Genomic DNA, 10,881 nt, shown 5'->3' with positions numbered 1-10,881 from the left:
TTGCGGTTGGTCAGCAGAGCTTGAAGCTCAGCGCGGTCGGCGGGGCCAAGGAAAAGGCAGATGTCGGAGCGTCTCATCCTCCGACTATGCCACAGCATGGCACCGGCGGGAATCCTGCGTCAGGTGTCGAACACTAGGTCTTGCGCTGCAACACGTTTCTATAGGCAAAGCGGCCCATCGGGTAATAGCTGAAGGCTATCTCGAATATCCGTCCGTTTTCCGAGGCGTATTTGCGCCGGATCAGCATCGCCGGAGTGCCCGGTTTCGTATGCAACCGCGCCGCAATTTCTTCGCTGAGCACATGGACCGAAATCTCCTGTTCAATTCGGGAAATGTGGACATCGTAAAGGCGCTCCAGTGTCTCCGCGATCGATATCTTCAGATCGTGCAACTGCGAACGAATCCGACCGAAGCTGGCATCAACATAAACCTCCACATATCCCACCGGGATCGAGCTGGTGTCGTCGTGGTCATAGCGCAAAGCGCGGATGCGAACGTAGGATTGGCCGACCCCGCCATCAATTTTTCGGGCCAGGGCGATATCGGCGAGCACATCATCAACGGCGATCGCGTGAAGTGGTGTGCCAACTGCAAATCGGGTGAGTTCCTCGATCGACGAATAGGACTGGGTATAGCCTGAAAGCCGGTGCACGCGAACAACGTAGCTGCCCTTGCCCTGACGACTTTCAATCAGCCCCAGGCTGCGCAATTCGCTCAGGGCATCGCGAACGGTATGGCGGCTGACACTGTAGCGGCGCGCCAGTTCCGCTTCGGTCGGCAGCATTGCGCCAACGGCAATCGATCCGGCCTCGATTGCATCGCCAAGTGCCAGCGCAATTTGCTTGAAAAGCGGACTTGCTCCCGCTGCCATGGTTCTGCCTTCGTCGGGCGGGCAATCGCCGCCAGTCAAATCACGATGCCGCGCCTGCGCATTGCTTCGATTTGGGGTGAACCATAGCCCGCCGCCAAAAGCAACGCCTCCGTGTCCTGACCAAGAACGGGGGCTGCGCGGCAGGGGTCGGCTTCGCCGGTGCGAAACGGCGAGCCGACGACCTTTACCCTTGCGCCATCGGCGGTTTCCACTTCGACGACCATGTTCCTTTCCTCGGTGAAGCGCGATTTCAGCGCCTCGCCCATTTTCATGACGGGTGCTGCCGGGACCACGCCGGCGAGTGTCTCAAGCCAATCCGCGGTAGTGCGCGTACCGAAGGCATCGTCGAGCAAATCGGAAAGTTCCGCGCGATGCGCAAGGCGCTCGGCAAAGCCGGTGAATCGCGCATCCGCTACCAACTCGGGCCGGTTCAGCGCCGCGCAAAGGGCTGGGAAGAATTTCTCCTTGTTCGCCATGATGTAGATCCAGCTATCCTTGGTGCGGAACAACTGGCAGGGAACCAGTGTTGGGTGGCCAGAGCGCGCAATGCGCGCAGGCTCGTAGCCTGCATTGGCGCTCCATGCCGCGAGGTAATTCAGATTGGCGAGGCCGACATCGTAAAGCGCCACATCGATATTGCGCCCGGTGCCGCTTTCACGCGCCGCCATGATGCCTGCAAGCAGCGACAGCGCCATGCAATACCCGGTCATGAAATCGACAATGGAAAGCCCGAACCGGGAAGGCGGCGAATCCGGCTCGCCATTCAGCGCAAAATACCCCGCCTCGGCCTGAATCATGTAATCATATCCGGGCCAACTGGCGCGGCTGCCCTCGCGCCCATAAGCCGTCAGGAAGGCGCAGACGATCTTCGGGTTCACCGCCGCGAGCGTCTCGTAAGTTATGCCGAGTTTCGCCGGAACGTCGCCGCGCAGGTTGCAGGCAACCGCATCGACCCCGCGCGCCAGCGCTAGGAATGCCGCATGCCCCTCGGGGGTGGCCAGATCCAGCGCGACACTGCGCTTGTTGCGGTTGATCGACTGGAAGAACAGGCTTTCGGCGGTCTCGCCCATGGCCGCGTCGAAATAAGGCCCGAGCGAGCGGGTAACATCGCCGCCCTCGCGCGGGTTTTCGATCTTGATGATCTCGGCACCCAGATCTGCCAAGGCCTGGGTCCCGAACGGACCGGCACCGTAAAGCTCGACTGCAAGCACCCTGATGCCGGTGAGCAAACCCATTTTGTCCTCCGCGTAAACTTGGGCTTGATTTTGTCCGGTTGTCCATACAAGATCAAGTGACATTCGACGACATGGCCAGAAAGGCGGCGTCGAAAGCAAAGGCGGGCTGCCGGGCAGCTGCAATCTGACACTTCTGGGAGGAAGAACGATGAAGGAATATATCTCTTACAGCCGCAGCCTCGCAGGGCTGGCGCTTACCGCCACACTCGCGCTGGCTTCGCTGACAGGCTACGCGGCGGCCGAGACGAAATACCGGATTTCGGTGGATACCGGGCCAAACCATGTGCGCAACATCACCCTGCGGGTGTTCATGGAGCGCCTGGCGGCGGCAACTTCGAACGAACTGGTTGGCGAGTTGTTCGAGGCCGGGCAACTTTATGCCGCCCGCGATGAGCCCAAGGCCGTGGCGCAGGGCGACATCGAAATGTCGGTGACCACGAATTCGTCAATCGCCGCCTTTGTCTCCAACATGAACCTACTTGATCTGCCGCTGTTTTCCGGGCGCTCGCCCGAGCAGGTGAACCAGTTGGTTGACGGCGAGCTTGGGGCGGCGCTGGCCGCCAATATCGGCGACAAGCTTGGCCTTGTGGTGCCGGGCAGATGGTTCCTGCTGGGTTTCACCAACACATTCGGCGCGGGACGCGACCTGACCAGCTTTGCCGATTTCAAGGGAGCCCGCATCCGGGTGCCGGGCGGCGCAGGCTTTATTGCGCGCTACAAGGCGCTTGGGGCTGAAGGGGTTTCGATCCCGTTTCCGGATGTGCCAATGGCGCTGTCGCAAGGGGCGATCGACGCGCTGCTTACGACCAATGAAACACTCCGCTCGGCCAAGCTGTTCGAGGCGGGGGTGAAATCGGTCTTCGTCGACCAGGTGTCGGTTCTCTACTACGTTCCGCTGGTCAACAAGAAGTTCTGGGACAGCCTGAGTGCCGAACACCAGAAGGCCTTCCGTGAGGCATGGGAAAGCGTGATTGATGAAGAGCGTGCCGAGGCGGTTCGTCGGCAAGCCGCCGCAGCCGAAGAAAACGCCGCGAATGGCGTTGTCATCCACGAGCCCGATCCGGCGGAACTGGCCGAGGTAAATGCGCGCCTTCTGGCGCTTGCGCCCGAAATCGCCGTGCAACTCGGCGTCGATCCGGCGATCGTCGCGCTTGCGCAGGCCGAGATCGCAAAGCTGAACTGAAGCCACGGGGCCCTGCCGGTGCCGAGGCAATTGGCGCGGGGCAGGGCCGCACTTGCGAGGATCGATCGATGAACCGTGCGCTTGCCGCAATCGACGCCGTTGAAAAAGCCCTGATCGCGGCGCTGGCGGCAACGGCGCTGCTGCTTGCCTGCGCGGCGATGACCGCCCGCTACCTCTTGCCAAGCGTCACGCTCGACTGGGCGTTTGATCTGACCATCTTCGTTACCATCTGGGCCACCTTTCTTGCCGGGGCGCGGACGGCAGGGCAAGGCGGCCACGTTCGCGTTGATACCGCGCTTGCCATTCTTCCGGCCCGGTTGCGGTTCTTGCTGATCGTGGCGGCGGGGGTGGCTGGAATTGCCCTGGCGCTATTTCTGCTCTGGTCCGGTGCGCTGGTTGTCGAACAGGCCCACCGCTGGGACGAGCGCACATCCTCAACGCTGCGGCTGCCGCTCTGGATTTACTATCTGTCGCTGCCGGTTGGCGCATTTCTGCTGGCTTTCCATCTTGCGGTGCGCACGACGAAGATCATTGCCGGCAAGGTCCGCGACGAATTGGGCAAGCACGAATTCTGAGGGATACGCGGCACCATGGGAATTGAGGCCATCTACGGAATTGTCGCGCTGCTGGGGCTTCTGGCACTGGGAATTCCCATCTACATCGTGCTCATGGGGCTCGGCATCGTGCTGTTGTTGCTCGATGGCGGGTCGGTTGCGGGAATTGCCCAGACCGTGCTTGACCACATGAATTCGGCAACGCTGATGGCGGTGCCGTTTTTCGTGATCGCCGCCGGGTTCATTCAGGGCGGCGGCATCGCTCGCGCCCTCATCCTGATGGCGGCAAGCTGGATCGGGCGTCTGCCCGGTGGCATTCCGTTGGCGGCGCTCGCCGCAACCGCAATGTTCTCGGCGATCAGCGGCTCGTCGGTCGCAACGGTTCTGGCGATGGGAACCATGGTCGTGCCCGAAATGCTCGAGCGCGGCTACAAGCGCCCCTTCGCGCTTGGCGTAACTGCGGCCGCGGGAACCCTTGGAATTCTCATCCCGCCCTCGATGCCGATGGTGATCTACGGATTGATGTCCGAAACCTCGATCCCGCGGCTTTTTCTTGCGGGCGTTGTTCCGGGCGCAATTCAGGTGGGGCTGTTTTCGCTTGTCATCATGGTCATGGCGCGCGGGCAGGGGGGCAAACCAATTCCGTTTCCCGGCTGGCCGGAACTGGCGCGCGCCAATCTCGCGGCACTCCCCGCGCTCGCGGTTCCGCTGATCGTTCTGGGTGGCATCTACGGCGGTTTCGTGACCGTGACCGAAGCTGCCGCGCTGTCGGCGGCGGTGGCCTTGCTGGTCAGCGTCTTTGTTTACCGGTCACTGAAACTCAGCGCGGTACCCGAGGTTTTGGTGCAGGGAATATCCCGGACCGCCGCGATCTTGCTGATCATTGCGGGGGCCAATCTGCTGTCGCTCTGGCTCACGCGGGATGGTTTGGCGGTGCGGCTTGCCGAGCTTGTGATGGGGCTCGAGCTGAGCGCGACGCAGTTTCTGTTCGTCATGGCCGGAATCCTGCTGGTGCTCGGTACCGTGCTCGAGGGTTATTCGATTATCCTGATCACGCTGCCGCTCACGGTGCCCATTCTGCACGCGTTGGGTATAGACACGGTGCAATACGCCATCGTGATGATTGTCGGCATCGAAATTGCCATGCTGACCCCGCCGGTCGGGTTGAACCTGTTCGTCATGGCCGAGGTGGCAAAGGCACCGGTCACCGAGGTGCAGCGCGGCATGCTGCCGTTTCTCGCTGCGATGATCATTCTCTGGATCACGGTCATACTGGTGCCGCAGCTGTCAACCGGGCTGCCCGACATGCTGCTAGGGGCGGCGCGATGAGCCAGCACAGCCTCGCCCACAAGTCCTGCCTGCTGTTCGTGCCCGGCAACCGCCCCGACCGCTTCGACAAGGCGGCCGCCGCCTCGCCCGATGGCATCGTCATTGATCTTGAGGATGCCGTTCCGCAATCCGAGAAACCAGCGGCCCTTCGCGCCGCTTGCGATTACCTCGCACGCGCGCGTGAAGGCGGCATGGGCCCTTCGGTCTATGTCCGGCTCAATCCCTTGGGAACGCGCGCCGCGCTCGATGATCTGGCGGCACTGGCCGACGGTCGGCTTGCAGCTTCGGGCCTGTGTCTCGCCAAGGTGGAAGCGCCGCGCGACATCGAACTGGTGCGCGCCCATGACCCCGCCGCGCGACCATTGCTGGCTGCCATCGAAACCGCGCGCGGCATCAACGCGGCGGCAGCGGTGGCGGCGGCGCTTGGCCGGGATGACGCTCTCGGTTTCGGCGGTGCCGATCTTGCGGCGGATCTGGGTGCCGCATTCGAATGGGAACCGCTTTTTGCAGCACGCGGCGCGCTGGTGATTGCAGCGGCTGCGGTTGGTATCGGCCTCTTCGATGTGCCGCAACTTGATCTGGCCGATGCCGCCGCGCTGCGGGCCGAGGCGCTTCGGGTGCGGGCCATGGGGTTCACCGGAAAGCTCGCCATTCACCCGGCGCAGGTTGCCCCCATTCTGGATGCATTCCAGCCCTCGGAAGCCGAAATCACCCGTGCAAGGCGCGTGCTGGCCGCGCTGGATGCAGCGCACGGGGGGGCCGCACAACTCGACGGAAAAATGATCGACCTGCCGGTGGCCAATGCTGCGCGACGCATCCTTGCACGCGCAGAACAGCGCCAATGAACCGCGCCCTAGCAACAGGAGGCCCGAACGTGTTCGCAGCTTTTGACCCGATTGCCGAAGGGCGCATCCGCGAGTCTGTCGGCCTGAGTTTCGAGGATTTCGCTTCCGGCCAGCTTTTCCATCACCGCCCCGGCGTGACCATCACCCAGCAGGACAATGTCAACGAAGCTCTTGCAACCTTGAATCAGGCCGCGCTGCATTATGATGAACATTACGCCGCTGCGACAGAATTCGGGCGGCCGCTTGTGGTCAGCACGCTCACCTTGCAGCGCGCCGTTGGGCTTGGCTGGAAGACCTTCGGGCGGCGCAGGCGAATTGAGGGATTCAGTTCCATTCGGCTCACCGCGCCGGTTTATGGCGGCGACACGCTTTATGCGCAAACCCTTGTGCTTGGCACCCGCGCCGACGCCGCCGACCCCGATTGCGGCATCGTCTCCTGCGAGGCGAGCCTGGTGCGCGCCGACAAGACCGTGGTCGCCATCGTGACCTATGATCAGCAGATCTATCGCCGCGACCGTGGCCCGTTTGCCGCCCTTGGCTATTGAGGAAGAAAACCAGATGCGCCTGCACCCTTCGCATATTGCCGTTGGCGACAACGAGTTTGTCGAGACCCTGGGACTGGAGTTTGATGACGTCGATCCGGGTCTGGTCATCGAGCATCGCCCCGGCTTCAGCTTTTCCTGGGCCGAAGCGCGGTACCGCGCCACGATCGCGGGTGACCATTCGCCGGTTCTGATGGACCCGACTTTTGCCGCCTGTGCGGGCGGCGGGGCCGCCGAGATTTCGCAGGCCTGGATCCTGGGCGCCTTTGCCGCCACCACGACGCGCGCCTTTGGCCGCGTCGTGGCAAACCTGGCGTGGGAAAATGTCAGCTTCGCGCATCCGATCCGCGACGGCGACATGGTTTTTGCCGAGTCAACGATATTGGGCAAACGCGAAACCAAGTCGCGGCCGGACCAGGGTATCCTGCATGTGCAGACCAGGGGCATTGTCCGCGGCGGCAGCGAAGTCTGCCGGTACGAGCGCAAGCTGCTGGTCTACCGCTCGTCGGCAGGGCCGCACCGGGCCGCCGGTTATGTCTGAAGCCACGCCCGCGCGGCGGCTCGCAGCACAGCCGCATGGGCGGCGCAAGATCCGATGCCGAATGCCCATCAGCCAAGCCGACCCTGTTTCGCAGTCGGCGCAGTGCCAAATATCTCACAATATCAATGGGTAAAGTCGTGGCGGAAGGGGTGGGATTCGAACCCACGGATGCTTGCGCATCGCTGGTTTTCAAGACCAGAGCAATCGACCACTCTGCCACCCTTCCGAAGTCGGCTTTCAAGACCAGTGCGCCAAACCGCTCCGCCAAGCCTCCGACGGATCAGGGCTTTACCGTGGTCGGGGCGATTCTGAAAGGGCTTGCTTGCCCGGCTGGTGAAGCCGCGCGGTAGGGGCGGGGAAAGCGGGCGGCGCGGGCAGCGCCGCCCTTTCGTAGGTTCAGTTGGTCCAGGTCGTGTAGCCCAACTTCATGGTGGTTCCGACATAGCCATTCAGCCGGAATTGCGAGGTGCGGCCCTCGCTGGTCTTGACACAGACATAGGTGCCAACCGGGATCGAGTTGAGCGAAATTTGTGCGCCGCTGAACGAGGCGACACGGCAACCAGCGTAGCCACGGTTCGAACCATCACCCAGCGCCAGTTGCGCGCCATTGCGCGGGGTTATGTATTTTTCGGCGGCGGTAACCGCCTGGTACCAGATGTCCGCCCCGGCGCTGCCGATCGAGCCGTTGTCGAGGTTGGCGGAAAAGGTCTGGTGCAGGTCTATCGCCCCGGTCGAATGCGTTACCGGCAGAAGCGGAAGCACCGGTGGCAGCGGCAGCGGCACCACATCAAGCCAGATGCCGGTATGCACCGCAAGCGACGAGGCCTTGTCGTTGATCGCGGCGGTGAGCAGCGCGGTATCGGAGGTGACGGCAAAGCACGGACCGCCGAGATTGGTATTGTCGCAGAGCCGCGCCCGGGCGGCACCGAAAAGCTTCACCGACGAGATCTTGTTGTTGAAGGTCGCGTTCAGCGAATTCAGGGTGCCGGTTCCGTAGCAGAATTCCTGCCCACCATAGTTCGGGTCCTGGTAGAAACAGGCCTGATCGCCAACCGGCGGTGGCGGCGGTGGCGGTGGCGGGGTGCCCGGCAAAGGCACAGTCACGCTGCCGTCACCGCAAACCAGCGAAAGCGTCGGGCCCGAGGGGCCGAGTGTCAGGCTCAGTTTGCAGTTGGGGTCGGCACTGGCACCGCCGCCGCCCGCGGCGGGTGCTGCCAGATATGTGGAACTGACCCAGCCGCTTGGCCCGGCGTGCTCGACATAGCACCAGCCGTTGTCCTGACATTCCGAGACATTGACGACCGTATTCGGTGCCAGCGTGGTGACCACGCCAAAGCCGCCGCCGGGACCAGAGCGCACGTTAAGCCAAGTCGTGGCAACCGCTTCGACTGCGGCCGCAGAAACAGCTGAAATTGCGAGCGCCGCAAGTGCGGTGCTGAAAGCCTTGAGCGCGCGAAGAATTTTCATGATGCTCCCCCCAAACGGGCCGCGCGCCCCGTGCAACGGCATGGCAGCAAACCCACGGCCCCGAACTGTGCCAAAATGCGGCGAATGCACTATACGACAAATTCTCGCTTGCAGCCATGACCAAGCTCGAAACCTTTGCCAAGCGAAGGCAAAGCACAAAACCGCCAGCCGCCGCATGCGCACTTTTCTTGAGGCGGCGAAGCGGGTAGAGTTCGGCGCAACGCAGCGCAGGGGCGGCGCGTTGCCGCCGACAGGCAGGTTCAGACAGACGCGGCAAACAGCCGCGCGAAGGGGGCACGAATGACGAGGGCGCGCATCGGCTGGATGGTCGCGGTGCTGGCAACCGGGCTGGGGCTTTCGGGCTGCGGCGAGGGCGGGCGGCCGTTCGGCGGCGGCGGGGAAGGAGCTGCGCCCGTCGCCGAAGTTTCCACCCGACTGGTGGAGCGCGATGTCGAGGCCCCCGATGTGTTTTCGCTGACCGATCAGGGTCTTTGGGATGGCAGGCCCTCGCTCGGAGGGGTTTGGGTTGCCGATGCGAGCGTAACCAGCCCCGAGCGGGTGATCATCCGCAATTCCGGCAACGGCAAATTCGTGATCGGCGCGTTGTTCCGGCGCGAGCGCGAGGCCCCCGGACCGCGGGTTCAAGTCTCTTCCGATGCCGCCGCAGCGCTTGGAATGCTCGCCGGGCAGCCCGCCGCGCTTTCGGTAATTGCGCTGCGCCGCGAGGAAGTCGCCCCCGAGGTGCCTGCCGCAGCGGCAGCGCCCGCGCCAGTTACCGGCGCGCCGGGCACCATCACCGCAACCCCGCTTGGCGATGTCACCAGCACCGCCGCAGCTGCCATTGCCGCCGCCGAAGCTGCGCCAGCCGCCGCAAGCACTGCGGCACCCGCGAGGGCGCTCACCCAAGCCTATGTGCAGATCGGCATTTTCAGCGTCGAGGCCAACGCCAACCGTGCCGCCGAGCAGATCCGCGCCGCCGGTCTCGGGGCCGTGGTCAAGAAGGAAAGCAGCCACGGCAAGACCTTCTGGCGGGTGATCGCCGGGCCCGCTGCCAGTGCCGCCGAGCGCGGGCCACTTCTGGCCAAGGTCAAGGCGCTCGGCTATGCCGACGCTTACGCCGTTTCCAACTGAGCTTGCCAATGCACCAGATGTACCTAGCCGCCCTCCGCCCTTTCCTCGCGCTGCTGATGGCGGTGCTGCTGCTGGCGTTGCCTGCGCGTGCCTATGAAACCACGGCGCGCGCAGCCTGGGTTTACGACCTCGCCACCGACACGGTTCTGCTGGAAAAAAACGCCGACCAGCCATTGCCGCCGGCTTCGATGTCGAAACTGATGACGCTCTACATGCTGTTCGAGGCGCTGCGCGATGGCCGGGTAACGCTCGACACCCGTTTTGCGGTTACCGCGCGCGCCAAGGCGATCGGCGGCTCGACGATGTTTCTCAACGAAACCGACCGCCCGACGGTGGAAGAACTGATCCACGGGATCATCATCAATTCGGGCAATGATGCCTGCATCGTGGTAGCCGAAGGGCTTGCGGGCAGCGAAGATGCCTTTGCCAAGGCAATGACCGATCGCGCCCGCGCGCTTGGCATGGAGACCGCGACATTCGCCAATGCTTCGGGCTGGCCAGACCCCAACCACCGCATGAGCATGCGCGACCTTGGCATCGTCGCGCGCCGGATCATCACCGAGTTTCCCGAGTATTATCCGGTCTTTGCGCAGACCGAATACAATTACAAGAACCGCTCCGAGGCGAACAAGAACAACCGCAACCCGCTGTTGGGAATGGGTATCGGTGCCGACGGCATGAAGACCGGGCACACCACCGAAGCGGGCTACGGTTTGGTCGGTTCGGTCGTGCAGGGGGAAAGGCGGCTGATCCTTGTCCTGTCAGGGTTTGAAAGCGAAGCCGCGCGGGCGCGCGAATCCGAACAGATCGTTGCCTGGGCATTTCGCCAGTTCCTTTTGAGAACCGTGGTGGCCAAGGGCTCGGCGCTGGTTTCGGTGCCGGTTTGGCTTGGTGCCGCGCCCGATGTGACGCTGGTCGCCGGGGCCGACCTGCGGCTTCTGGTGCCCGCCGTTGCAGGCGAGGGGCTGAAGGCCGAGGCAATCTATGCCGCCCCGGTCACCGCGCCAATTTCCGCCGGGCAGGTGCTTGGCGAGTTGGTGGTCGAGGTGCCAGGGATCGCAGGCAGCAAGCGGATACCGCTGGTCGCGGCTGCCGAGGTTGCGGCGGGCGGCATCACGGTGCGGCTCCGCGCTGCCTTCGCGCGGCTTGCGGGCAAGCTTGCTGAAGCTGCGGGCAACTGAGG

11 protein-coding genes and 1 tRNA gene are annotated in these 10,881 nt (G+C 63.5%); 8 read left to right on the top strand and 4 right to left on the bottom strand.

The annotated features are described in order from the left end of the window. Positions 1-133: 133 nt before the first annotated feature. Together Q8J98_RS08130 and Q8J98_RS08125 are read right to left on the bottom strand one after the other, a co-directional pair. Positions 134-871 carry a GntR family transcriptional regulator gene (locus Q8J98_RS08130; RefSeq protein WP_305293923.1) on the bottom strand — a complete coding sequence of 246 codons (738 nt, stop codon included), beginning with the start codon at positions 869-871 and terminating at the stop codon, positions 134-136. Positions 872-906: 35 nt separating this feature from the next. After that, entirely contained in the window at positions 907-2,106 is a 1,200-nt protein-coding gene (locus Q8J98_RS08125; RefSeq protein WP_305293922.1) for a CaiB/BaiF CoA-transferase family protein, read from the bottom strand. A gap of 148 nt (positions 2,107-2,254) precedes the next feature. On the opposite strand from Q8J98_RS08125, the gene dctP reads away from it, so the two are divergent. The 6 genes from dctP (at position 2,255) to Q8J98_RS08095 (ending at position 7,100) form a co-directional block, all read left to right on the top strand. Continuing rightward, positions 2,255-3,289: a TRAP transporter substrate-binding protein DctP gene (dctP, locus tag Q8J98_RS08120; protein ID WP_305293921.1), complete on the top strand. Its 1,035-nt coding sequence runs from the start codon at positions 2,255-2,257 to the stop codon at positions 3,287-3,289. A gap of 68 nt (positions 3,290-3,357) precedes the next feature. Further along, a complete protein-coding gene (locus Q8J98_RS08115) occupies positions 3,358-3,864 on the top strand; it encodes a TRAP transporter small permease (RefSeq protein ID WP_305293920.1) in 507 nt (168 codons plus the stop codon). A gap of 15 nt (positions 3,865-3,879) precedes the next feature. Continuing rightward, the gene (locus Q8J98_RS08110; RefSeq protein WP_305293919.1) at positions 3,880-5,172 is read left to right on the top strand and encodes a TRAP transporter large permease; all 1,293 of its coding nucleotides are present in this window, start codon (positions 3,880-3,882) and stop codon (positions 5,170-5,172) included. Further along, positions 5,169-6,017 (top strand): CoA ester lyase, encoded by an 849-nt coding sequence (locus Q8J98_RS08105; RefSeq protein ID WP_305293918.1) that lies wholly within the window; start codon positions 5,169-5,171, stop codon positions 6,015-6,017. The genes Q8J98_RS08110 and Q8J98_RS08105 overlap by 4 nt, the downstream gene beginning before the upstream one ends. Before the next feature lie 29 nt (positions 6,018-6,046). Beyond that, entirely contained in the window at positions 6,047-6,562 is a 516-nt protein-coding gene (locus tag Q8J98_RS08100) for a MaoC family dehydratase (protein ID WP_305293917.1), read from the top strand. A gap of 13 nt (positions 6,563-6,575) precedes the next feature. Then, on the top strand, positions 6,576-7,100 hold the full coding sequence (locus tag Q8J98_RS08095) for a MaoC/PaaZ C-terminal domain-containing protein (RefSeq protein WP_305293916.1): 525 nt from the start codon (positions 6,576-6,578) through the stop codon (positions 7,098-7,100). Positions 7,101-7,238: 138 nt separating this feature from the next. Here Q8J98_RS08095 and Q8J98_RS08090 read toward each other — a convergent pair. Both Q8J98_RS08090 and Q8J98_RS08085 read right to left on the bottom strand, forming a co-directional pair. Next, a tRNA-Ser gene (locus tag Q8J98_RS08090) sits at positions 7,239-7,326 on the bottom strand. 170 nt (positions 7,327-7,496) lie between these two features. Continuing rightward, positions 7,497-8,567, bottom strand: coding sequence for an SH3 domain-containing protein (locus tag Q8J98_RS08085; RefSeq protein WP_305293915.1), 1,071 nt, complete (start codon positions 8,565-8,567; stop codon positions 7,497-7,499). Positions 8,568-8,867: 300 nt separating this feature from the next. Between Q8J98_RS08085 and Q8J98_RS08080 the strand changes: the two genes are divergently transcribed. Further along, positions 8,868-9,698, top strand: a complete 831-nt coding sequence (locus tag Q8J98_RS08080; RefSeq protein ID WP_305293914.1) for an SPOR domain-containing protein — start codon at positions 8,868-8,870, stop codon at positions 9,696-9,698. Between the two features lie 8 nt (positions 9,699-9,706). Beyond that, a complete protein-coding gene (locus tag Q8J98_RS08075) occupies positions 9,707-10,879 on the top strand; it encodes a D-alanyl-D-alanine carboxypeptidase family protein (protein WP_336623091.1) in 1,173 nt (390 codons plus the stop codon). Positions 10,880-10,881 lie beyond the last annotated feature (2 nt).

This window comes from Phaeovulum sp. (assembly GCF_030684035.1).
In the GTDB taxonomy this organism is placed as follows: domain Bacteria; phylum Pseudomonadota; class Alphaproteobacteria; order Rhodobacterales; family Rhodobacteraceae; genus UBA6213.
The sequence above is the reverse complement of the archived record's forward strand: the minus strand, read 5'-3'. Positions and strand labels throughout refer to the sequence as shown.

What these genes read in the sequence shown, in the direction of transcription:
- Q8J98_RS08080 (WP_305293914.1), top strand. Translation starts at nt 8,868, where the DNA reads ATGACGAGGGCGCGCATCGGCTGGATGGTCGCGGTGCTGGCAACCGGG.
- Q8J98_RS08110 (WP_305293919.1), top strand. Translation starts at nt 3,880, where the DNA reads ATGGGAATTGAGGCCATCTACGGAATTGTCGCGCTGCTGGGGCTTCTG.
- Q8J98_RS08130 (WP_305293923.1), bottom strand. Translation starts at nt 871, where the DNA reads ATGGCAGCGGGAGCAAGTCCGCTTTTCAAGCAAATTGCGCTGGCACTT.
- Q8J98_RS08075 (WP_336623091.1), top strand. Translation starts at nt 9,707, where the DNA reads ATGCACCAGATGTACCTAGCCGCCCTCCGCCCTTTCCTCGCGCTGCTG.
- Q8J98_RS08115 (WP_305293920.1), top strand. Translation starts at nt 3,358, where the DNA reads ATGAACCGTGCGCTTGCCGCAATCGACGCCGTTGAAAAAGCCCTGATC.
- Q8J98_RS08125 (WP_305293922.1), bottom strand. Translation starts at nt 2,106, where the DNA reads ATGGGTTTGCTCACCGGCATCAGGGTGCTTGCAGTCGAGCTTTACGGT.
- Q8J98_RS08105 (WP_305293918.1), top strand. Translation starts at nt 5,169, where the DNA reads ATGAGCCAGCACAGCCTCGCCCACAAGTCCTGCCTGCTGTTCGTGCCC.
- Q8J98_RS08095 (WP_305293916.1), top strand. Translation starts at nt 6,576, where the DNA reads ATGCGCCTGCACCCTTCGCATATTGCCGTTGGCGACAACGAGTTTGTC.
- dctP (WP_305293921.1), top strand. Translation starts at nt 2,255, where the DNA reads ATGAAGGAATATATCTCTTACAGCCGCAGCCTCGCAGGGCTGGCGCTT.
- Q8J98_RS08085 (WP_305293915.1), bottom strand. Translation starts at nt 8,567, where the DNA reads ATGAAAATTCTTCGCGCGCTCAAGGCTTTCAGCACCGCACTTGCGGCG.